The sequence below is a fragment of the Mycobacterium yunnanensis genome (assembly GCF_025823185.1).
In the GTDB taxonomy this organism is placed as follows: Bacteria; Actinomycetota; Actinomycetes; order Mycobacteriales; family Mycobacteriaceae; genus Mycobacterium; species Mycobacterium yunnanensis.
Genome location: NZ_JACKVK010000004.1, coordinates 194694 through 217267 on the forward strand (window position 1 = coordinate 194694; position 22574 = coordinate 217267).

The window sequence follows — 22574 nt, forward strand, 5'->3', positions numbered from 1 at the left end:
CCGTCGGCCCCACGCATTCGAGTTTCGTGTCAGCCTGTCGGGGTGGGCGCGTGGCGCGTCTCATTGCTCTCTTCGGGTGTGGGCATCGGCGGGTCGTCTCCCTGTATGACGAACCGGCCCACCCGAGAGTTCCCCGTCGCTGAGAGTCTCTCAGCAACGGAACCGATGTCCCGCACGGGCGGCCCGTCGAGTGCGCTGTCCATCTCCACCGTGCCGTGCTGGCGGATGTCCACCGACCCGCCGGAGGCCTGATGCTGGCGTCGCCAGTCCGCGATCGCACCATGCGCCGCATGGTCGATGAAGTCGACCGACAGGTCGACGCTGACCTTGGCACCCGGTGGCACCGAGGCCAACACGCTGGTGAGGCGGGGCAGGGACAGGAAGCTGCACGAGCCCTCGATCACGATGCGCCAGTCGCCGTCGTCCTGGCCGCCATCGCCTGCGCCGAGGGGCTCGGCGACGATGTGGGTGCGCACCACCCGCCAGACGGTCAACGCGATGGACAGGGCCAAGCCGATGAGCACGCCTTCGAGCAAGTTGAGGAAGACGACGCCGAGGACGGTCACCGCGTAGACCGCGATGTCACCGGTGCGGCGGGCGGTTTCGATGTGCACCCGCTTGACCAACTGGATGCCGATGAAGACGAGCAGACCGGCGAGCGCGGCCATCGGGATCCGTTCGGCCAGTCCGGCGAAGGGAAGGGCGAAGGCCAGCACCCACACGCCGTGCATGACGGCCGAGGCCCGGGTGCGAGCACCCGCCGCCACGTTCGTGGAGCTTCGCACGATCACGCCCGTCACGGGCAGGCCGCCCAGGGTGCCCGAGGCTATGTTGGCCGCGCCCTGGCCGACCAACTCGCGGTCGAAGTTGGTGCGCGGACCGTTCTGCATGCGGTCGACCGACACCGCGGAGAGCAGACTCTCCACGCTGGCAATCAGCGCGACGGTGAGCACGCCGACGGCGAAGGCGCCCCACTTGCCCTCCGGCAGGCTTGGCAACGCGATCGCGTCCAGCAGCGACCCGTTCAGGGTCACGCGGTCCACGTCGAACTCGAACGCGACGGCGATCGCCGTCGAGGCCACGATGGCCACCAGGGGGCCCGGCACCTTGCCGAGCCGCCCGGGCACCCATTTCCAGCCGACCAGGACGGCGATGACGAGCGCACCCAGGAACACCCCTGGGCCGTGCGCGTCGAGTACCTGTCCTGGCAGTTCCGTCACGTTGGCCCAGGCCGAACTCCGAGATTCGCCGCCCAGCAATACGTGGACCTGTTGCAATGCGATCACGAGTCCGATGCCGGCCAGCATCGCGTGAACCACCACCGGCGAGATCGCCAGCGCGGCGCGGGCCACCTTGCTCAACCCGAAGAGCACCTGGAGGACGCCGGCCGCGACCGTGATGGCGCAGGTGACCTTCCAGCCGAACTCGCCGACGAGGCCGGCGACGATGACGGTGAGACCTGCTGCCGGACCGCTGACCTGCAGCGGTGAGCCGCCGAGCGCACCGGCGACGATGCCGCCCACCACTGCGGCGATCAGGCCGGCCAGTGCCGGAGCGCCCGACGCGATCGCGATGCCCAACGACAATGGCAAGGCGACCAGGAAGACCACCAGCGAGGCGGGTAGGTCGTAACGCAGTACCGGACCGAGTCGTGGGGAGAGTGCTCTCTCCGAGCGTTGCAAGATGTCGAACTCCTGTCGGTGGTGGCTGCCGGAGCCCGCCCGCCTCGCGGTGATCCGATACGCCGTCCGGTATTGACGTAGGCGAAAGTGATTCTCTTGCAACCCGAATAACGGGACTGCGCGTCAATTCACAAGGGCCAGAGTATTAATCGTCCGTCGGTGCGACAAGGACGTCGCCGAGACGCATAGAGAATGCAAAATTTGGCAGGTGATCCGGTGTTGGTGCCGTCACATCGCCGTTTCCCGTGGAATGCAGTCGGCACGCCCGAAGACGTTGTCGCGCAACGGTCGTCGAGCAAGATGGCTTCGCGGTGACGGGCGCCCGGCCGGCGCTCTACATGAGAGGAACCTGTGAGTTGGGTGACAGCGGCCCCGATCGTCAGCACACTCGGAGGCATGACGACGACGTCGACGAACACCGGCCCCCGGCAACCCCGCACGGCCGTACTCGGACAGTTGCCGCCAATCCGGCGGCCGGACGGGTCGGCGATCAAGGTGCTGCTGGTCGACGACGAGCGCGCACTGACCAATCTGGTCACCATGGCCCTGAAGTACGAGGGGTGGGACGTCGACGTCGCACACGACGGGCGCGAGGCACTCACCAAGTTCGCCGCGACCGACCCGGACATCCTGGTGCTCGACATCATGCTGCCCGACGTGGACGGGCTCCGAATCCTCCAGCGGGTCCGGGCTGCGGGCACCTACACCCCGGTGCTGTTCCTGACCGCGCGTGACTCGGTGAGCGACCGCGTCACCGGGCTTACCGCCGGCGCCGACGACTATCTCACCAAGCCCTTCGACCTGGAGGAACTGGTCCTGCGATTGCGTGGGCTGTTGCGCCGCGGTGTCGAGCCCACGGCGTCCGCCGACGAAACCGAGGACGAGACCCTTCACGTCGCCGATCTCACCCTCGACGTCGCCAGCCGGGAGGTGACCCGAGCCGGCGAGCGCGTCGAGTTGACCACCACCGAGTTCGACCTGCTGCGGTATCTGATGCGCCACCCGCGGCGGGCGTTGTCGCGCGAGCAGATCCTCGAACAGGTGTGGAACTACTCCTTCGGCGGCCGGACCAGCATCGTCGACTTGTACGTGTCCTATCTGCGCAAGAAGGTGGACCGCGGCCGCGAGCCACTGATCCACACGATTCGCGGTGTGGGATACCAAATCCGACCGCCTCGGTGACCCCCACCTCAAAGCCCTCGGCGCCGCGGGCTCCCTGGTGGCGTCCACGCACGCTCAGCAGGCAACTCGTCGGAGGCGTGGCCGTGCTCGTCACCGTGGTCACCTTGGGTACCGGTGCGCTCTCGGTGTACAGCCTCCACACCTACATGACGACGATGAGCGACGCCGAGGTGCAACACTCGCTGGCCGCCTTCGAACATTCCTACGACAAGCTGCGGACGGGTCCCTCCGGAGCCGACGGCGACCCGCTGACCGACTTCATCGGTCAGGCCCCTGGAACGCTCATCGCGGTCATGGACGGGGACTCCGTCGTCGACTCGGCCATGTTCTCCGAGGGCGACACGGACCCCACCCCGGGTCCAGCAGTCAACTCACTGCAGTCCACGACCTGGCACACCGGCCACCCCCAGACCGTCGAACTCAACGGACTGGGGAAATACCGGGCCGCCAGCACCGAGGCCGACGACGGTCGGCGGCTGGTGTCGGCGGTGTCGATGGAGAGCGCCAATCGAGTGCTGGCGGCGAAGACCGTTGCCGTCGTGCTGATCACGTTGGTCGCCGCCCTCTTCGCCGGCTTCGGAACCGTGCTGCTGGTGCGCTGGACGTTACGCCCGCTGCGCCGCGTCGCAGCCACCGCGGCCAAGGCTGCCAAGATGCCGCTGGCCGATGACGACCACCGCATCACCACCCGGGTGCGACGGGCCGACTCGGATCCGGACAACGAGGTCGGCATCGTCGGCGAGACGTTGAATCGCTTGTTGTCCAACGTCGATTCGGCCTTGGCCGCGCGTGCGATGTCCGATCGACGCATGCGCCGGTTCCTCACCGACGCCAGTCACGAACTGCGCACACCGCTGGCCGCCATCCAGGGCTATGCCCAACTGACCCGTCAAGAGAGCGCCGCCCTGCCGCCGACGACCGAATACGCGTTGGCACGCATCGAATCCGAGTCTCGTCGGATGACGGCATTGGTCGGAGACATGCTGCTGCTGTCCCGCCTCGACGAGCGGCAGGGCCTCGAGATTCAGCGAGTCGACCTGACCCGGTTGGTCGTCGACGCGGTCAACGACGCCATCGTGTCGTCGCCCGACCACGAGTGGCCCACCGACCTGCCTGACGAGCCCGTGTGGGTGATGGGGGACCGGGCGCGTCTGCACCAGGTGGTCAGCAACCTGCTGTCCAACGCGCGCCACCACACACCGCCGGGTGTCACCGTCACCACCGCACTGCGGATGGTGTCTGCCGAGTCGCCGACGATGGTGCACGTGACCGTCACCGACGACGGTCCGGGTATCGACGCCAAGCTGCTGCCGGAGTTGTTCGAGCGATTCGTCCGGGGGAACCGCGCCCGCGCCGACCAGCCGGAGTCGACTGGCCTGGGTCTGTCGATCGTGGCGTCGATCGTCGAGGCTCACGGTGGCACGGTGTCGGCTCGATCCGGCGGCGGCAGCACGGAATTCACGGTAAAGCTGCCTTCCGCCGGCGAGGTCGCCTAGGGGTTGTGGCACACCACGTCGACGTAGACGGTGCTGTGCAGGTCGGGATCGATCTTGTTTCCCGTCTCGTCGTAGTTGGACCCGTTCAGGCCGCTGGTGCCGGTGACCTTGCACTGCGACAGCGGCACGGCCCCCGTCGATCCGTTCAGCTGAACGTGGTGACCCTGGGCCTCGAGCTGGGCAATGGTGTCGGCAGTCGAACCGACGTTGGTCGCGGCCGCGGGGGCCGCGACGCCAAGGCCAAGGGCTGCCGCGAAGCCGATGGTCGCCGCCGAGATGAAGATCTTGGTCATCAGTGAACTCCTTTGTCCGTGGATGTGTTTGGCCTCTTCGTCTATCAGCCTAGAGCGGTGTGAACGGACGCCGGATCATCGCCAGACTGGGGGATGTGGAGTGAATTCCATTGTCTTGCAGTGAATTCGACGACTTTGACGGTGTGTCGACGCCGCGTCGGCCCCGCCGGCCTCATGTCGAATTCACATCTTTGGCCGGGCCGCCGACGTGTTTCATTTGCGTTTCGCATGAAGAACGGCTTGGACGGTGAAAGATGCTCTGCCGTCGGTAAATTGGTCCTTGTCAGACGAGAACCATTCTCGAAGCACCGAATAAGGGAGAAGAAGATGAAGATGCGTTACATCGCCGCCAGCCTCATGACCGGATTCGCCGCGGCGGCCATCGCGGCGGCCCCGATCGCAGGCGCTGCCGCGAACCCCAGCACCGTGACCGACAACGGTCGCGCCACCATCACCGACAAGAAGGGGCACAACGCGATCGTCGTGCAGCCGCCGACCGTGTCGTCCCCGAACTCGTACGGCAACTTCTCCTCGCCGGCGCCGTTCATGTTCTTCGACTGATGCTCGGCCGGCGGGTGACCGCCACCGGCGAGCAGACGTAAAAGGCCCTGAAACCTCGTGTTTCAGGGCCTTTTACGTCTGCTCGCGCGGAGGGGGATCGTGGGAAGGGGGTTCGGACATGAAGAAGGGGAACCTGCCGCCCGGGGGTGGCGACAGGTTCCCCTTGGTTCTTCGTGCGTACTGCCCCTAGGCGGAGGCCTGGGCTCCCAGCGTCTTCTGGACGTCGGGGATCATCTGCTGCAACTGCTGGCCCCAGTAACCCCAGCTGTGCGTACCGGTGGGCGGGAAGTTGAACACACCGTTGGTGCCGCCCGCGGCGATGTAGTTGTCGCGGAAGCTCTGGTTGGTGCGCAGCGTGAAGCCCTCCAGGAACTGGGCCGACATCAGGTTGCCGCCGTCACCGGTGTCCAGATCCGAGGGTGTGCCGGTGCCGCAGTAGATCCAGATCCTGGTGTTGTTGGCGACCAGCTGGTTGACGTTGACCATCGGGTCGTTGCGCTTCCAGGCCGGGTCGCTCGACGGGCCCCACATGCTCTCGGCGCTGTAGCCGCCGGCGTCGTTCATCGCCAGCCCGATCAGCATCGGCCACCAGCCCTCGGAGGGGTTGAGGAAGCCCGACAGGGACGAGGCGTAGATCCAGTTCTGCGGGTGGTAGATCGCGTAGGTCAGCGCGCTGCCACCGGCCATCGACAGGCCGACGACCGCGTTGCCGGTCTGCGACACCCCGTAGTTGGCCTCCAGGTAGGCGGGCAGCTCCTGATTCAGGAAGGTCTCCCACTTGTAGGTGTAGTCCTGGCCGTTGCCCTGCGACGGCTGGTACCAGTCGGTGTAGAAGCTGGACTGACCGCCGACGGGCATGACCGTCGACAGACCCGACTGGTAGGTCATCTCGAAGGCGTTGGTGTTGATGTCCCAACCGTTGAAGTCGTCTTGAGCGCGCAGCCCGTCGAGCAAGTAGATGGCGTGCGGACCGCCGCCCTGGAACTGGACCTTGATGTCCCGGTTCATCGCCGCCGAGTGCACCATGAGGTATTCGACCGGAAGCCCCGGCCGAGAGAACGCCCCAGCCGTCGCCGATCCTCCGACGAAGCCGATCAGCCCGGGCAAGGTCACCGCTGCCATCAGTCCAACGGCCAAGCGGCGCAACCACGTACCACGAATCATTCTGTCGAACTTCATAACGGCAACAGTCCGCCTCTCTCTTTGCATCTCGTGTCCACGAGCAATCGCCGTTGCTCTCGAAAGAGAGTGAATCACGCGGATGTGGTTCGGAACCGCCCTCGACACCGTGTGGTGACGTCGCGAATGGCTAACGATTCCGACTCGGGGCAGAGACCTTGACCGGGGGGCGACGACCAATTCGCCATGTGACCTGTGTGAATGATGTGACCACTGTGGTTGGCGACCAGCAAGAAGGCACGGCGCCCGGCGGGGGCGGGATGTCATCGACGATCGGACGGCGATACGTCACAGCCGGCGGGCGCGAATGCAGCAAACTTTGGAGTCGCTTCGGAGCGGTCAGTCGGTGGTCGCGGCCGACAGTGCTCGCGACACGTCGGCGTCTCGTTCTTCGATTGTGCGGCCGATCTCCTGTAGCAGCAACGGCTTTCGTGCGACCAGTTCCTCGACGTCGGCTCGCTCGATCTGCAGCACCGTCACCTCGTCGAGGGCATATGCCCCGCTGGTGACGGGTTCTCGCGTCAAGGTGCTCGAACCGAGGAAGTCACCCTCGTCGAGGGTGCGGACCGGGACGATCTCGCCGTCCTTGCCGCGGGCGATCAGGCGCACCCGGCCGTTGACGATGAAGGTCATCCGCTTCGGCACGGTGCCCGGGGTCTGAATCGCCTCGTCGGCGCCGTAGCGGGTGAGCCGTACGTGCGGGGTCAGCGATTCCCGGTCCTCCTCGTCGAGGCGCAACGTCGGCGCCACCATGCGAACAGATCGCTCGAGTCGCTCCGCGGAGGCGAAGTCGTCGTCGACGTCATCCAATCGCAGCCCCGCCCGCCGCGAGGCATACCAGGTCCACCGCAGAAAGGTGGCGCGGGCGGTGGCGTCGTCGACGGGGGAGCGCAGCGGAATGGCGGTCGTGTACTCCCCGGCGCCGGTCGTCACGCTCGACGGGGATGCCTCGGGTCGCAGCTGTGGCAGGCCGCTGGCCACCCGGGTCAGCATGGCGCACACGTCGTCGGGCGGGTCGTTGAGGGAGAACGTGGTGGCCACCGTGATGGAGTGCTCACCGGGTGGGCGGCTCAGATTGGCGAAGGACGCGGCGGCCAGCACCGAGTTGGGGATGACGTGCAGACCGCTACCGGTACGGATGTGCGTTGCGCGCCAGTTGACTTCGACGACGCGGCCCCGCGCTGAGGTCACGTCGACCCAGTCGCCGATCCGGAAGGGCTGCTCGAACAGCAGCAGCAGGCCCGAGATGATCTGCCCGACCGAGTTCTGCAGGGTCAGGCCCAAGACGATGGAGGTGATGCCGAGCGCGGTGAACAGGCCGCCGACGTTGGCTCCCCAGATGTAGGAGAAGATGACGGCCAGGCCGACGGCGATCACCACGAAGCGGGCCACGTCGAGGAAGATCGACGGAATTCGCTTGCGCCAGGACCCTTCCGGGGCCCCCTGGAAGAGCGTCGCGTTCAACCCCGAGAGCATCAGGACGAGCAGGACGAAGCCGAGCACGGTGGCGAGGATGCGAACGGGGGTTGCCTGGGCTGGCACCTCGGTGGCCTTGATGAGCAGCAGCAGCAGCGCGGCCAGCGGAAGGATGTAGTTGCGTATCAATCCCACCGGACGTGCCAGGCCACTGCCGCGTCGAGTCAGGGCGACGCGGATCTCGGTGAGCACCACCAGGCCGATTGGCAGTCCGATCGCGACGCCGATTGCCCAGTAGAACCACGAGGAGTCGACCACCCTGGTCACGGTTGACGCTCCTTGAGCCGCCAGATGGGTTGCGGCTCGTCGCCGACGGTCACCTCACCGGCCGGGGTGAACTCACGGGTGTCGCGCATCGCGTCGTACACGCCGGCGGTCACGTAGACCCCGGGCTGCGGCGATCCGCTCTGCACTTGATAGGCGAGATCCACCGCCGCGCCCCACATGTCGTAGGCCACGCTGGAGCGGCCGACGAGTCCGCTGCTGACCCGGCCGGTGTCGATGCCGGCCCGCAGTCGCAGGGTGTGCCGGCCCTCGGCGTTGAAGCGGTCGACGATGCGGTTCATCTCGACGGCGAAGTCGACGGTGCGCCGGACGTTGTCGATGCGCGGCACGTTCAGGCCGCAGCTGGCGAGATATCCGTTGCGTAGTGACCGAACCCGCTCGATGCCCAGACCCTCTGCGGCGGCGTCGAATTGGCGCACCAGCTTGTTGAGGATGGCAAGGGATTCCGCCGAGGTCAGGCTTGCCGACAGCTCGTCGAGCCCCACGATGTCGGCGAAGATGACCGTGACGTCCTGATGGTCCTGGGAGATGGTCTCCTCGCCCTCGCGGTACCGCGCCACGACCTGCTCGGGCATCAACGACAGCATGATGCGGTCGTTCTCGCGCCGCTGCTCGTTGAGCAGGTCTTCCTTGATGGCCAGATTGCGGCTCATGTCGTTGAATGCCACCGTCAGATCGCCGAATTCGTCGCGGGACACCACCGGCAGCGTCGTGCCGTAGTCACCGGAACTGATCTGCTGCGCGCCGCTCTCCAGCCGCCGGATCGGTCTCACGAACAACCGGGCCAGCAGCATCGCGGCGATGCACACCACGAGGATGATGGCCACCGTCGAGAGCACCAACCGCCTGGTGAACGCCGAGACCGGTGCGAACGCCTCGGACGTGTCGATCTTGGCGACCACGGCCCAGCGCAGCCCGGGAATGTCCGCGGGTGCGTAGGCCTGCAACGTCTCGTGGCCCAGATAGTCGTCGGCGATCAGGGTTCCGCGCCGCCCCTGTTGTGCCAGTTTCGTGGCTTCGGTCGCAACGGGTTGGACCAGCGTGGTGCCATGCTGACGAATCGCGTTCTGGGCGACGTCGGGAGGGGTGCCCGCCTCCACCGCGTCCTTCTCGTACAGCTCGTCGTCCTCGATGAACAAGCGTGAATTGGACCGCATCAGGTCGTCGGACCCCACGATGAACGTCTCCCCGGTGACGCCCATCCCGGCCTGTTCCCACTTGCCGTCGAAGGTCATGAGCTGGTTGATCTTCGAGATGGGGAACTGTAGTGCGAGTACGCCGTCGACGCGGCCCTGCGGTCCGACCGGCGAGACGAACCACGCCGTCGGCTCGGTGGCGGGTTGGTAGTCGCCGAAGTCGGTCAGTCCGACGTAGTCCACCTCGTTGGAGTCCAGCGCCTCCTGAAAGGCGTCGCCAAGCTTGCTGCCCTTGTAGGGCCCGGTGAGGACGTTGGTGCCGAGGTCGACGCCCTTGTAGGCGCTGTAGACGACGTTGCCCCTGGTGTCGAGCAGCAGCGCGTCCTCGAACTGAAAGCGGGTGACGATCTCCCGGAAGAAGTCGTTGAACTGGGCATTGGCCGCCGACCACGCGCTGCCGTCACGGGCGTCGTCGTTGTCGATCGCCCCGTTCCAGTCGGCGGTGGGCTTGTCGTAGGCGCCGAAGGGCACGGTGTAGAGCGACTGCAGGTAGGCCGCGGCCCCCGAGGTCGGCAACAGCGCCTCGACGTCGACGTCCGCGCCGGTTTGGGCGAACTCGTCTCTGGCGAACCGCTTTTGGTAGTACTCGGCGAGGGCCCGTTGCCGTGCGGGATCGACGGGGGCGGTGGCGAGTTGGTCGAAACCGGCGGTGAAGGCGGATATCGCCATGGTCGCCGTCGACCCGCGTGAGTACACCACCAGTGAGTTCTTCAGGTCCTGGAGGCCGTTTTGCAGGCTGCGGCTCTGCGACTGCCGAATCTCGGTCAGCCTGTCGAAGACCGACGCTCGCAGTGAGCTGCGCCCAGACTGATAACCAATGGCGCCCACCACGGCCGCCGACAGGATGCTCGTCATCAACAGCATTACGAGGAGCTTGGACTGAATGCTCACGCGCGACATCAGCCGGCGGTGGCTGCGCCTGGCCGATGCGGTCTGCTCGGCCGTCCCCACCCGTTCTTCGCTTCCGGTCGACGTCGTCATCGATTCGTCAGACTAGCCGTCGAACCCGCTGGTCGCGCTGACTCGCGAATGTTCGGCGCGGTCGGATCAGGGGCACTCCGTACCCATGGATGATCCACACCGGCTGCGGCGCTTCCTCGACGCCCAGGAACCCGTCCTCGGCGCCGTGCTCGACGAACTGCGCTCCGGTCGCAAGCGGTCGCATTGGATGTGGTTCGTGTTTCCGCAGATGCGTGGGCTGGGCCGCACCCCGACGGCGGAGTTCTACGGCATCGCCTCGCGCGAGGAAGCGTCGGCCTACCTCGCCCACGAGGTGCTCGGACCCCACCTGCGGCAGTGCGCGGCGCTGGTCGTCGGGTCGGGGGCGGTCAGCGCCGAGGCGCTGATGGGGCCGGTCGACGCGCTGAAACTGCGGTCGTCGATGACGCTGTTCGCCGAGGTGGCCGACGACGACCGCGACTTCGTGGCCGTTCTCGACCGGTACTACGACGGCGAGCGGGACGCGACGACCCTGGGACTGTTGGCCGGCCGTTAGACCGTCAGGACGGCCCATCCGTGCGGTTCGACGTCGACCGCGTCGACGTCGTCCTCCGGAGGCGCACCCGACCCTGCGACGACACGGCCGCTGCCAAGACCCCACTCCGCCAGGGGCATCCGCAGCGGCGCGTCGTCGACGTTGAGTGCGACGAGTAGCGTGCCCTCCGCCGAGAAGGTCCGGTAGACGTACTGTCCGTTGGTCAGATGCAGGGCCGAGGTGCGGGCACGGTACAGCCAGGGATGGCGTCGACGCAGGCCGATCAGATGCTGGTGCAGGCGGAACGTGTCGTGCCCGAGGTGCTCGGATTCGCCTGGGTGCGTGGGGAACTCGGGGCGGACGGCGTCGTCGCCGCCGACGCGCTCCTCCTTGACACCGCGGTAGGCCCACTCGTCGCCGGCGTACACGCTCGGCGTGCCCCCGACGGTCAGCAACACCGCAAGGGCGTGTCCGACGTGCCGTTCGTCGGTGAGCTGGCTGGCGATGCGGGTGACGTCGTGGTTGCCGACGAACGTCAGCGGCGCGAAGGTCTCGAGAAACGTGTCATGCCTGCCCAGCGCGTGGTCGAGTTCGTGGAAGTTGACGTCGTTGAGGCTGCTCCACATCGCCTTCCACAGCTCGTACTGCGTCACCGAGTCGAACGTCGACGCCGCCACCGTGCCCACGTAGTCGCCGTGGATGACCTCGCCGACGAACCACGCCTCGGGGAACTCGGCGCGCACCCGCGGCAGCACCGTGGCCCAGAATTCGTCGGGCACGGCGTATGCCGCGTCGAGTCGCCAGCCGTCGGCCCCGCGGCGCAGCCAATGGAGCATGACGTCGACGACGTAGTCGACCACCTCGGGGTTGCGATGGTTGAGCGTGATGAGCCCGCCGTGCCCCTCGAAGGTCGCGAAACCGTTACGGCCCTTGCGGAACCAGGAGTCGTCGCCACCGGCCAGCGCCTCCTGATGTCGTCCGAACTCCGTGCCGACGTGGTTGAAGACGCCGTCGAGCAGCAGTCGGAGTCCGCGGCTGCGGGCCTGTTCGACGAGGTGGTCGAAGTCGGCGTCGTCCCCGAGACGGGGGTCGACGGCGTAGTGGTCGGTCGTGTCGTAACCGTGGGTCTGGGAGGCGAACACGGGACCCAGCGCGACGCCGGATGCACCCAGTTCCAGTGCGTGGTCGAACCACTCCGCGACGCGGCGCAGGCGATGCTCGTCGGCGGTGGGCGCCGGGTCGGCCGGGAACGCGCCGACGAAGCCCAGCGGGTAGACCTGCCACCAGATCGCGTGCTCGACCCAACCCGGAGTGCTCACGAGCGGAATGCCTTTTGGTACATCGCCTTCATCTCCTCGGCCAATTCGGGTGCCGGACCGTCGACCTGCACGCCGGGGGCGATGGTCGGGATCGGCAACGGGGCCACCGGCGACGCGGCCACCCCCCACCCCTGCTGCCAGGCGACTAGCTGGGCGCTGGATGCCGCGTAGACGATCCGCCCAAGTCCTACCCATGCGTGCGCGGCGGCACACATCGGGCAGTGCTCGCCGGAGGTGTACACCGTGGCGCGGGCCCGGTCGTCGGCGGTCATGTTGTCCGTCGACCATCGGGCGATCGCGAATTCGGGGTGACGCGTCGCGTCGCCGTCCTTGATCCGGTTGCGGTCCTCGAAGCGAACCACGCCCTCGGCGTCCACGAGCACCGAGCCGAAGGGTTCGTCACCCGCGGCGAGGGCCTCCCCGGCCAGTTCCACGCAGCGGCGGAGATGCCCGAGGTCCTCGTCGCTGATCGCCACAGCGGGAGTGTACGCAGGAGCCGAGGCGCGGCGGCCACGCGTCAGGGGGTAGCAGGCCAACCCGATGAGCAGCGCGCACAGATGTCCCAGCGAGGTGAAGGTGGTCTGGTAGAGCAGCCCGCCCACCACCAGCGCGGCCGTCGCCGCCAGGTAACCCCAGCGCCACCGCCGCGGCACGCGGTAGAACAGCACCCCGGCGATGCCGACGACGAAGTAGCTCACGCCGACGTCGCGGGCGTCGATCAGTCGCGAGGACGCCCCGTTCTCGTGGATGATCCAGTAGAGGTAGCCCTCGCTGAGGTAGGTCGCCCCCACGTGACAGATGAGCCCGGCAACGGCCCAGCGCAGGTGGCCCAGCCACCGTTCGGCCGGCGCGACGAACACCGTGAAGATCAGCAGGTAGGGCCACCAGTACCGGCCGTCGATCCACAGCAGGCTTTGGAACAGCACGCGCAGCGGGTCAGACGCCAGGTGGTGAATGTTGGTCGACGTCGACTGCAGCAGCGTGCGCAGTACGCGGGGCGTGAGCTGATGCTGCACCAGCGTCGTGGCCAGCAGTATGGCGAGCCACGCGTAGGTCAGCGGGGCGCTACGGACGTAGTCCTGGACCCGATCCCACACGCGGTTCACGGTCATCGACGATAGAGGGCGCCGCTGTCAAGACCGGCGTGATCACGCCGAGCCGCAGCACCCGTCGATATCCGTGGTGTCCAGCCGGCACGCGCACGACGCGGTGATCGGCACGTCGGCGCGGGCGGCGGCGGCGTGCAGTCGACCGGCCACGGCGGCCGCTTCCTCGTCGCGCCCCAACCGGGTCAGGCATTCGTGGTACCCGTGCAGCGCCCACACGTTTCCCGGGTGCTGGCAGCAGCGGCTGAGGGTGTCGTCGAGCCCGAGGTCGGCGGCGTACACCGCGGCCGCCTCCTGCACCCGGCCCTGCTCGAGGAGCAGCGCGCCATAGGCGTGCCGGGTTGGCTGCATCCAGCCCCACGGTTCGTCGTACGGCAGCGCGTCGTCCAGTTCGACTGCCCGCCGCAGGTGCTCGAAGGCCTCGTCGAAACGTCCGTCGCGGTAGGCGATCTCGCCGTCGAGCATCTCGACGGCCACGGCGAGGATGTCGCGGCTGGTGTTGTTGAAGAGGTACCTGCTGTCGGGGATCGCGGCGTAGGCGGCGTGCAGGGCGTCGCGTTCGGCGAGCGCCTCGGCCACGCGCCCGGTGGCGGCGTAGGCGATGCCGCGGCCGTAGTGGACGGTCGCGGTGGTGGTGCAGTACAGGTCGGGATCCTCGGGCAGGGGATGGGCGAGGAGGTCCTCCCAGCGGCCGAACCGGATGAGCACGTGCACCCGCAGTGGGACGAACGCCTCGAGCCAGTCCGCCATCGGCGGCGATTCGATGGACAGCAGATCGGGTGTCAGTTGAGCGGCGAGTTCGTCGGCCGCGTCGACCGCCGTCTGATAGCGGCCCTCGAACATCGCCGAATAGACCACGAAGTGCAGGTCGTGCGCCCGGTAGAGGGAGTAGAAGTTGAGCGGACCCTCGCGTTCGACGAATCGTCGGTCTGCCTGCACCGCAGCGGTATTGGAGTCGATCGAACTGCGATAGTCGCCGCAGAGCACGTCGATGTGGCTGGGCATGTGCTGGAGGTGGCCGGCGTCGGGCACCAACCCACGCAACAGGTTGGCCGCGGGCAGGGCGACCTCGGGACGGGCGGACATCTCCATCGCGTGCAGGTACAGATGCAGGACTCCGGGGTGTCGTCGGCCCTCCTCGGTGGCCAGGGCCGCCTCCAGGAGCCGGGTGGCCGCCACCACCCGTGAACCCGGTGCCGGCTCGCCGGTTCTGGTGTCCCACAACGCCCATGCGCTCACGTTCATGGCGGCGTCGGCGCCCAGCGCCTGCACGTCGACGTCGTGCGGATTCTCGGCGGCCAGGGTGGCCATCGCGTCGGCGTAGCGGGCGTGCCCGGCCGCCAGGTCGTCGGTGGGGAAGCGGGTGGCCAACGCGGCGATCAGGCCACGCTCGACGTCGTTGGCACGGCCGTGGGCCGCCAGCTCGAGCTCGTCGCGTGCCCGGGCCAGCGACTCGGCCAGGTCCTTCGGGTCGAACGCGTCCCAAGCCTTGTTGTAGTTCGGGCCGACGGCATACGCGATGCCCCAGCGCGCGATCGCGAGGTCGGGGTCATGCGTCAACGCCCGTTCGAAACAGCGGATCGACTCCTCGTGGTTGAACGCGTACGCCCAGACCATGCCGCGGTCGAACCACAGCTGGGCCTGGGCGGACGGCGTGTCAGTCGACCGATGAAAGGACCCGAGGTCGTAGTACGGCTCTTCCGGCGCGGACGCGGTAGCGGTCATGACTGGCACGATAAGTCGTCCACGCCTTGGGGGCGAGCACGGCGATCACCGCGAGTGTTAGACCGGCCGCGCCCCAGGCGGTCAGGGTGAGGATCGGAGTCAGGGCGCCGTTGCCGCCGAAGTAGGTCACGCTGCGCAGCAGCGCCACGCCCGAGCCCTGGGGCACGATCGCGTTGAACGTCCGGTAGAAGCCGGTGAGCAGCGGCAGTCCGACGGGCCCGGCGGCCGCGGCGTTTCCGACGATGATGAGGAACAGTGTCACGACGGCCGACGCGACGGTCCCGAAGGCTGCCGCGACGCCGGTGACGGCCCCCGCGACGCCGAAGGCATAGAGCCACAGCGCTCCGAACACCTGCCAGGTGTGGGCGGTCAGCGCACCGAGTACGGCGTCGACGTACACGGTGACCGCACCCGCCAGCAGCGCGGAGTAGGCGGCGAGGCTCATCGTGCGCAGCGCCAAGGTCGACAGCCTGCGGACGCTGCCCATCATCAACCCGAATGCGGCGGCGCCCATCGTCGCCCCGATCGAGAGGAAGATGACGGCGTAGAACTCGACGGTGCCCTGCGGGTCGGCGGCCGGAGTGGGTGCGACGTCCTCGACGCGGGGTGTCAGGCCGGCCTTGGCGGCGACGGCACGGCCCACGGCCTCCGAGGCGTTGGCGACGCTGCGGCCACCGCCGCCCGCGACGTAGATCGTCAGCTCACCGGTCGGGCTGACGGCCATGGCTGCGTCGGTCTTGCGTTCGTAGACCTGGGCGCGAGCGGCGGCGGCGTCGGCCACCGGTGTCACTTCGAGATTGTTTTGGGCTGCCATGCCGTCCACCAGTTGCGGGGGCCCGGCGACGGCGACGTCGAGGTGGTGCAGCGTCGGCTTGGCGAATGCGCCGGAATAGCTTGCGATCATGGCCACGACGAAGACGGTGAGTGCCGCCATCGCCATGGCCATCTTGCGGACGTCGGCGCGCGAGACGTGCCGGTTGGCCAGCGGAAGGCTCGGAACGTGGTGTTCGTGGGGAGCTTCGTGCCTACCCATGGGTGAATGCCTTTCTCAGCGAGTCGAATTGGGGTGTGCGGGCAGACGCAGCAGTGCGTCGACCGTGTCGAGTGCGGCGCCAACGCGGGCGCGGAGGTCGGAGGTCGGGTCAACGGGGGAGGGGTCCTCCATCCAGGACCGCAACACTTCCTGGAAACCTCCGACCAGGAAGCGGCTGACGGCTTCTGGAGCGACGTCGGCGATCGGGGCGACGACGGCCATGCCTTGGGCGGCGATCTCCTCGCAGGCGGGCAGCAACTCCTCCCGGAAGGCCATCACCACGCGCTGGGTGACGGCGCTGGGCACCACGTTGCGGTACACCGCGCGGTGCTCGGCGGCGAAGGCGAACAGGCCGGTGATCCTGGCGCGAGCATCGCCGTCGATGTCGGCGACCGCCGCCGCGAACGCCGCGATGACGGCGGTCGCGACCGCGTCGTCACGGTCGGTGAAGTGCCGGTAGAACACCTGGCGGCTGACCCCGGCGCGGGCCACGAGATCACCGACGGTGATCTCGTCGACCGGACGCTCGTGCGCGAGGTCGAACGCGGCGGTTCGCAGCAGGCTGCGAACGCGTTCGGCGCGCGGGTCGGCGCTGAGGGTGCGACTGGGCATGCCATCAGCATAGGCCTTTTCGTGGACAACTGACTACGAAGTCCAGGGTTAGTCGCGACACGCTGGCGCGGTGGTGTGACCGGCGCCTCCGCCGTGCGACCCCTCCTGTCCCGCGAACAGACGCAAATGTGCGCGACACGCCGGGCATCGACGCACATTTGCGTCTGCTCGCGGGAGGAACGGGAGGGTCAGTCGGTGAACGACCGGGAGTAGCGGCAGCCGTCGCGGTCCACCCACGGCACCATCGCCCCGACCCGGGGGCCGAAGGTGAGGCGTTCGGGAAGCCTTGGGTCAGCGCCGATCCGGAAACTCGAGCCCTCGAGGTGCACGAGTTCCATGTCCTCGGATGGAGCCTCAACCCCGCCCGCGGCGACGAGGAAGGGTCGTCCTCGCCGAAGGACGACCCGGAAGTTGGTGAACCAGGGGGTGTAGGAACGGTAATGGCCACACAGCGGTTCCCAGTCGTCCACCGGGGCAGGCAGGGGAACCGGATCGCCAGCGCGGGTGAACTCGCGGGGACCCCACCGCCACACCCCGGCCTCGTAGTCCAGGGCAAAGCGTCGCAGCGACGGGTGTGTCGTGACGCCCCGGCCCGACCAGTTCCGCCAAAGTGGCGACCGGGTGCCGTCGCACTCCACCGACATCGCAACCCGCTCACCGTCGCGGTCCTCGACTCGAACCGTGATCGACGTTGCCGCGGAGGTGAATACGACCGTATCGGCGGGATGCTCGAGCACGCCGGCGTCCCACCAGCGCGGGTCGAGCGCCTCGGGGTCCACAGCGCCGGGGGACCGGTACTCCGCGGCCACGCAGCGCGCGATCGCCTCGGCGACGGGGGAGTCGCCGTTGGCATTGGTCAGGACGCACACCGCGACACCGTCGTCGAGGTCGGCGAGGAGAAATGAGGCGTACCCAACCATGCCGCCGCCATGCGACAGCACGGTCCGGCCGCAACTGCGTTCGACGTTGACGCCAAGCCCGTAGTGGCTGGTGTCGGCAGGGGTCACGCCGGGCAGCGCGAGAACGTCCTCGCCGTCGGGAGCCGTCGACGTCCACATCGTCGCGAAGTCCGCGGCGTCTAGGACCGACGAGCCCTCCAGCTCGCCGCGACCGAGCAGCATGCGCGCGAACCGGCCGAGGTCCGATGCGGTCGCTGCGACGTTGCCGTCGGCGCCTGCGACTTCCAGCCACGGCGCACCGACGAGGGCGGCCCCTGGCGCCCACGGCCGATCATCGTGCAGCGGTTGACATCCGCGGGCCAGCGACCGGTAGTCGTCATGGGTGACGCACGCGATGGATGACGTCATTCCGAGAGGTGCGAAGACGTCGTCGCGCACTAGGTCGACGAGCCGGCGCCCGGACACCCGACGCACGACGAGGCCGAGCAGGATGAAGCCCAGGTTCGAGTAGTGGAAGAACGACCCCGGTGAGGCGGGCGACACCTCACCGGTGAAGGACGCCACCTGCCCGATCTCGTCGGGGAGCGCGTCGACGCTCGCCACCAGACCCGCGGTGTGGTTGAGCAGTCGCCGGATGGTGATGCCGTCGGCGCGCAGCGGCTCCGGCAACCAGTCCAGCACCGAGCCGACCGACTGGTCGAGGTCGACCAGCCCCCGGCGACGAAGGTGGAGCACGACGATCGAGGTAAACACCTTGCTGATTGATCCCACCTGGAAGAGGTGATGCGGCGCAACGAGATTGGCCCCGGCGACGTCGGCGAACCCAAACTGGTGCGAGAACACCTCCCCGCTGCGGCCGACGATCAGGACCGCACCTCCCGGCACCGCCCACTGTCCGGCAATCCCGTCGACGAGGGTGCGGAGGGAGTCAGTCATCGGTGCCCGGCAGCAGCCGCTCCCGGCGCAGCAGGTCGTCGAAGGTCTCCCGACGGACGGCCAGCCGAGACTCGCCGTCTCGGCAGAACACGACGGGTGGTCGCAGCGCCGCGTTGTAGTTGTTCGACATCGTGTAGCAGTACGCCCCCGTCACGGGGACGGTGACGAGGTCGCCGACCCGTGGGGACACGACCTCCACGTCGTGAGCGAGTTCGTCACCGGATTCGCAGTGCCTGCCGACGAGGTCGACGACTTCGGCGGGCCCGCTGCGGTCGATCACCGATGGTTGAAAGGCCTGTCCGTAGAGCGACACCTCGAGGTTGTCGCCCATGCCGCCGTCGACCGCGACGTGGGTGCGCGCCCCGCGCTTGACCGTCACGACGCGATAGGAGGTGATTCCGTTGCGCGCCACCATGGATCGTCCCGGTTCCACCAAGAGCTCGACGTCCTCGCCAAGGTGCCGGTGGACCGCGGTGACGAGGCGTTCGGCGTAGTCGTCGATCGACGGTGCGTCGTCGGCGCTGGTGTAACGGACGCCGAGGCCGCCGCCGAAGTCGTAGACCGGGAATCGTTCGAACGCCGCGAGGGCCCGCACCGCCGCCTCGAATTGGTCGAGGTCGAGGAGTTGGGAACCGACGTGCGCATGGAGGCCGCGCAGATCAAGCATGGGCTCGCGTCGGATTCGTCGGATCACGTCGTCGACCTGACCCGACGGGATACCGAACTTGGAGGCGTCGTGACCGGTCATCATGGCGGCGTGGGTCTTGGCGTCCAGCGAGGGACTCACTCGAAGCAGCACCGGCACGGGCTGGCGGGCCAGGCGACCGATGCGTTCGACGTCGTCGAGATTGTCGACCACCACGTAGCGCACGCCGGCGGCCAGGGCGCTCCGAACGTCGTCGTCGGTCTTGGCGTTGCCGTGGAACACGATTCGGGTGGCGTCGGCTCCGCCCGCGAGCGCGAGGCCGAGTTCCCCCGCGGCGGCGGCGTCGACGCCGCACCCCTCCTCCGCGAGGACGCCGATCACCGAGGCGGACGGAAAGCTCTTGGACGCGAACAGGACCAGGGAGTTGCGATGACGGCTGGCGAAGGCGTCGACGTATGAGCGTGCCGTCCGGCGCAGGGCTCCCTCGTCGACGAGATACGCCGGCGTCCCGTAGGTCTCGGCGAGGTCGGCCACCGCGCACCCGCCGATGAGAAGCCGCCCGTCGGCGTCGAGCGAGGTCCCGCCGGGGTACAGACTGAGGTCGACGGCGGCGGTAGAACTCGTGTCGGTCATGTTGACCTCTCGTCACGTCTGGCGGTTTGGGACTGGCGTGCTGCGTCGTGGCGTTCGAAGCGGTGTGCCCAGCGCTTGGCTTGCGCTGGGTCGGGTTCGACGACGCTGGTCTCGCCCGCGGAGTCGGTCGTCTCCGGCCAGTGCAGTGTGGCATGACCGGCCAGCAAGGCGGCGCCAACGGCGGAGTGGTCGAGTTCGTGACGGTCGAAGGACACCGTCCGTCCGGTCGCGTCGGCGAGATCCTGACGGAAGACCTGGGCGGCGGCTCCCGACCCGCTCATCAGGATCGTGCCGCGTCGTCCGGACGCGTGCTCCAACACGTCGAGGCATCGGCTGGACTCCAGGACTATTCCGGCGAGCAGGCCCCGCGCCAGTTCGGCGGCCGTGGTGCGCAGGGTCAGGCCCTCGACGGCACCGGTCAGCCGAGGGTCCCACAGTGCGCCTTGCTCTCCCGGCGAAAAATACGGCAGGACGAGCGGAGCGGACGCTAGGTCCGCCGTCGCGGCCAGTTCGGCGAGCGCCGCGGGTCCGCCGGCGACACCGAGCAGTCCAGCCAGCCATTCCATCGCGGAACCCGTTGCCAGCAAGTCCATCTCGAGACCGTATCCCTCGCTGGCCATCGGGGTCACCAGATAGCGCCCAGCCTCGTCGACGCGGGGTGACGCCGACCATCCCAGGATGACGTTGCTGGTGCCTGCGATGTATGCGACGTCGCCGGCGGCTCGTACCCCGAGTGCATGGGCTCCGAGGACCGAGTCGGCGGCCCCGACCACTACGGGAATGCCGGGCCGACAACCCCACCTGGCGGCCGTTGCCGAGCTCAGTGGGCGGCTCTCCCGTGAGTCGACCACGGCGGGCACGTGGGTGACCCCGGCCGCTGCCAGCACGGCGTCGTCCCAGGCCTTGGACCTCAGGTCGTACGCGCCGTAGCCCGACGCAGTACTCGGATCGGTCAGCAGCTCGCCGGTCAGCGCCTCCAGGAGGAAGTCCTTCGCCCCGGCGACGATCGTGTCGGACGGCAGTCCGAGGCGGACCCGTCTGGCGTGCATGGCGAGCAGGTAGCGGCCGTCGACGCGCTGTCCCGTTCGCCGGTACAGCGCGTCTGGCCCGACGGTGGCCGCGATGCTCCTGCCCTCGGGTTCGGCGCGACCGTCCTTCCAGGTGATGGCCGGGCCGACCGGTGTGCCGTCGGGTGCGATGCTGACCAGGGTCGGCATCATGCCTGACAACCCGATGGTCAGCCACGACGACGGGTCGGTGACGGTGGCAAGCTGACCGATCGCGGTGTCACAGGCGATCAGCCAGTCGCTCGGATCCTGTTCGGCGGCATCGGGTTCCGGTTGCGCCGTCGGGTATCCGGCGCGGGCCTGCGCGACGCATCGGCCCCTCTCGTCGACGGCGACGACCTTGAGACTGCTCGTCCCAAGGTCGACGCCGACGGCGAGGGGACCGGTTGGTGACCTACCGCTCACGCGCCACCACGGTGAGTGCGGCCTCGGCAGCGGTGAGCGTCTCGTCGATGTCGGTGTCGGTGTGTACCAGCGAGACGAAGAGGTTCTCGAACTGCAGCGGGTGGAAGAGGACGCCGCGCACCACCATCTCCTGGTACCACCGCGTGAACACCTCCTCGTGTGCGTGGGCAGCAGCGTCGCGCCAGTTCTTGATCGGGCGGTCGGTGAACCACAGCTGGAAGACGGTGCCGATGCCCTCCACGTAGGCGTCGACGCCCTTCTCGTCCGCGATCGCCTTCAGGCCGCGCCCAAGACGGTCGCCAAGCGCGCGCTGCCGCTCGTACAGGCCGGGTGTCGACAGTACGTCCATGGTGGCCGACACCGCGGCGCATTGCACGACGTTGGCGTTGTAGGTGCCCGAATGCGAGTACGTGCCGTCGGCGACGAGCCGCATCGCCTCCGTCGTACCTGCGACCGCGGCCACGGGGAAGCCGCCGCCGACGCCCTTGGCGTAGGTCGTGAGGTCGGGCGTGACGCCGAACCATTCCTGGGCGCCACCGCGGGCGAACCGGAACCCGGTGATGACCTCGTCGAAGATGAGCATGGCGCCGTACTTGGTGGTCTGCTCGCGCAGCAGTTCGAGGTAGCCGGGCTCGGGGAGGATGCACCCGGTGTTGAACACGGCGGGCTCGGTGAGGACCGCGGCGATCTCCTCGCCCCGCTCCTCCATGAGGCGTACGAAGCTCTCTGGGTCGTTCCAGGTCAGGACGACGAGGGTGTCCTGAAGTTCGGCCGGTACGCCCGGGCCCATCGCGACGGGGCTGGGCCGGTCCGCCGGGCCTGCGAGCTCGGGGTCGACGTGGTTGGACCAGTACACCGTGTCCTGCCACCCGTGGTAGTGGCCCTCGAAGCGAACGATGATGCGGCGTCCGGTGGTCGCGCGGGCGAGGCGGACCGCGGTGCCGACGGCCTCTGAGCCCGAGTTGGTGAATCGCACCTGCTCCACCCCTGGCACGGCCGCGACGACCTTCTCGGCCGCCTCGATCTCGAGTTCGTAGGGCAGGCCGAAGCACGTGCCGAACTCGCGTACTGCGTCGACGACGGCCTTCGTGACCACCGGGTGCCGATGTCCGAGGATCATCGGTCCGAGGCCGAGTAGGTAGTCGACGTACTCGTTGCCGTCGACGTCGCGCAGGCGCGAGCCCTGCCCCTCGGCCATGAAGAGGGGGTAGGGCTTCCAGCCGTTGCGCGGCAACCGGGCCGTGCTGCCCGCGCCTCCGGGGATGGTGTGGAGCGCGCGCTCGTATAGAGACTTGGTGACTGCGGTGCGCCCGGCGTATCCGGTGTCGAACGTCGTCATGATGCTCTTCTTCTTTCACTGGTCGTCTAA

The 22574-nt window shown here is 68.1% G+C and carries 18 protein-coding genes and 1 pseudogene; 4 read left to right on the plus strand and 15 right to left on the minus strand.

The window, feature by feature from the left end; translation table 11 throughout:
• Window positions 1–29: 29 nt before the first annotated feature.
• The gene (locus H7K45_RS06310) at window positions 30–1682 is read right to left on the minus strand and encodes a SulP family inorganic anion transporter (RefSeq protein ID WP_263994924.1); all 1653 of its coding nucleotides are present in this window, start codon (window positions 1680–1682) and stop codon (window positions 30–32) included.
• A 396-nt stretch (window positions 1683–2078) separates the two neighbouring features.
• Here H7K45_RS06310 and H7K45_RS06315 point away from each other — a divergent pair, with 396 nt between their 5' ends.
• Entirely contained in the window at window positions 2079–2864 is a 786-nt protein-coding gene (locus H7K45_RS06315; protein ID WP_263994925.1) for a response regulator transcription factor, read from the plus strand.
• A complete protein-coding gene (locus H7K45_RS06320; RefSeq protein ID WP_263994926.1) occupies window positions 2861–4360 on the plus strand; it encodes a sensor histidine kinase in 1500 nt (499 codons plus the stop codon). Before H7K45_RS06315 ends, H7K45_RS06320 begins: the two co-directional genes overlap by 4 nt.
• Here H7K45_RS06320 and H7K45_RS06325 read toward each other — a convergent pair.
• On the minus strand, window positions 4357–4653 hold the full coding sequence (locus H7K45_RS06325) for a hypothetical protein (protein WP_263994927.1): 297 nt from the start codon (window positions 4651–4653) through the stop codon (window positions 4357–4359). The two genes, H7K45_RS06320 and H7K45_RS06325, sit on opposite strands and share 4 nt — an antisense overlap.
• A gap of 327 nt (window positions 4654–4980) precedes the next feature.
• Here H7K45_RS06325 and H7K45_RS06330 point away from each other — a divergent pair, with 327 nt between their 5' ends.
• A complete protein-coding gene (locus H7K45_RS06330; RefSeq protein WP_263994928.1) occupies window positions 4981–5214 on the plus strand; it encodes a hypothetical protein in 234 nt (77 codons plus the stop codon).
• Window positions 5215–5400: 186 nt separating this feature from the next.
• On the opposite strand, the gene H7K45_RS06335 is transcribed toward H7K45_RS06330, so the two are convergent.
• From H7K45_RS06335 to H7K45_RS06345, 3 genes are all read right to left on the minus strand, one after another.
• Window positions 5401–6393 carry an esterase family protein gene (locus H7K45_RS06335; protein WP_263994929.1) on the minus strand — a complete coding sequence of 331 codons (993 nt, stop codon included), beginning with the start codon at window positions 6391–6393 and terminating at the stop codon, window positions 5401–5403.
• A gap of 339 nt (window positions 6394–6732) precedes the next feature.
• Complete coding sequence (locus H7K45_RS06340; protein ID WP_263994930.1) at window positions 6733–8136, minus strand: mechanosensitive ion channel domain-containing protein; 1404 nt, start codon at window positions 8134–8136, stop codon at window positions 6733–6735.
• Entirely contained in the window at window positions 8133–10331 is a 2199-nt protein-coding gene (locus tag H7K45_RS06345) for an adenylate/guanylate cyclase domain-containing protein (RefSeq protein ID WP_372512511.1), read from the minus strand. Before H7K45_RS06345 ends, H7K45_RS06340 begins: the two co-directional genes overlap by 4 nt.
• A gap of 85 nt (window positions 10332–10416) precedes the next feature.
• Here H7K45_RS06345 and H7K45_RS06350 point away from each other — a divergent pair, with 85 nt between their 5' ends.
• On the plus strand, window positions 10417–10845 hold the full coding sequence (locus H7K45_RS06350; RefSeq protein ID WP_263994931.1) for a DUF1810 domain-containing protein: 429 nt from the start codon (window positions 10417–10419) through the stop codon (window positions 10843–10845).
• On the opposite strand, the gene H7K45_RS06355 is transcribed toward H7K45_RS06350, so the two are convergent.
• The 10 genes and pseudogenes from H7K45_RS06355 to H7K45_RS06400 all read right to left on the minus strand — a co-directional run bounded on the left by H7K45_RS06355 (window position 10842) and on the right by H7K45_RS06400 (window position 22544).
• Window positions 10842–12143: an alpha-amylase family protein gene (locus tag H7K45_RS06355; RefSeq protein ID WP_263994932.1), complete on the minus strand. Its 1302-nt coding sequence runs from the start codon at window positions 12141–12143 to the stop codon at window positions 10842–10844. The genes H7K45_RS06350 and H7K45_RS06355 overlap by 4 nt on opposite strands.
• Window positions 12140–12619 (minus strand): nucleoside deaminase, encoded by a 480-nt coding sequence (locus tag H7K45_RS06360; RefSeq protein ID WP_263995089.1) that lies wholly within the window; start codon window positions 12617–12619, stop codon window positions 12140–12142. The genes H7K45_RS06355 and H7K45_RS06360 overlap by 4 nt, the downstream gene beginning before the upstream one ends.
• Window positions 12620–12658: 39 nt before the next feature.
• Window positions 12659–13255, minus strand: a pseudogene (locus H7K45_RS31430) (rhomboid-like protein); the annotation flags it as partial.
• A 36-nt stretch (window positions 13256–13291) separates the two neighbouring features.
• Window positions 13292–14974: a tetratricopeptide repeat protein gene (locus tag H7K45_RS06370; RefSeq protein WP_263994933.1), complete on the minus strand. Its 1683-nt coding sequence runs from the start codon at window positions 14972–14974 to the stop codon at window positions 13292–13294.
• Entirely contained in the window at window positions 14907–16007 is a 1101-nt protein-coding gene (locus H7K45_RS06375) for an ABC-2 transporter permease (protein ID WP_263994934.1), read from the minus strand. Before H7K45_RS06375 ends, H7K45_RS06370 begins: the two co-directional genes overlap by 68 nt.
• A 15-nt stretch (window positions 16008–16022) precedes the next feature.
• Window positions 16023–16619 carry a TetR/AcrR family transcriptional regulator gene (locus H7K45_RS06380; protein WP_263994935.1) on the minus strand — a complete coding sequence of 199 codons (597 nt, stop codon included), beginning with the start codon at window positions 16617–16619 and terminating at the stop codon, window positions 16023–16025.
• Window positions 16620–16807: 188 nt separating this feature from the next.
• Window positions 16808–18454 (minus strand): serine hydrolase domain-containing protein, encoded by a 1647-nt coding sequence (locus tag H7K45_RS06385; RefSeq protein WP_263994936.1) that lies wholly within the window; start codon window positions 18452–18454, stop codon window positions 16808–16810.
• On the minus strand, window positions 18447–19733 hold the full coding sequence (lysA, locus tag H7K45_RS06390; protein ID WP_263994937.1) for a diaminopimelate decarboxylase: 1287 nt from the start codon (window positions 19731–19733) through the stop codon (window positions 18447–18449). Before lysA ends, H7K45_RS06385 begins: the two co-directional genes overlap by 8 nt.
• Window positions 19730–21205 carry a xylulokinase gene (locus H7K45_RS06395; protein WP_263994938.1) on the minus strand — a complete coding sequence of 492 codons (1476 nt, stop codon included), beginning with the start codon at window positions 21203–21205 and terminating at the stop codon, window positions 19730–19732. Before H7K45_RS06395 ends, lysA begins: the two co-directional genes overlap by 4 nt.
• On the minus strand, window positions 21195–22544 hold the full coding sequence (locus tag H7K45_RS06400) for an aspartate aminotransferase family protein (protein ID WP_263994939.1): 1350 nt from the start codon (window positions 22542–22544) through the stop codon (window positions 21195–21197). Before H7K45_RS06400 ends, H7K45_RS06395 begins: the two co-directional genes overlap by 11 nt.
• Between the last annotated feature and the right edge of the window lie 30 nt (window positions 22545–22574).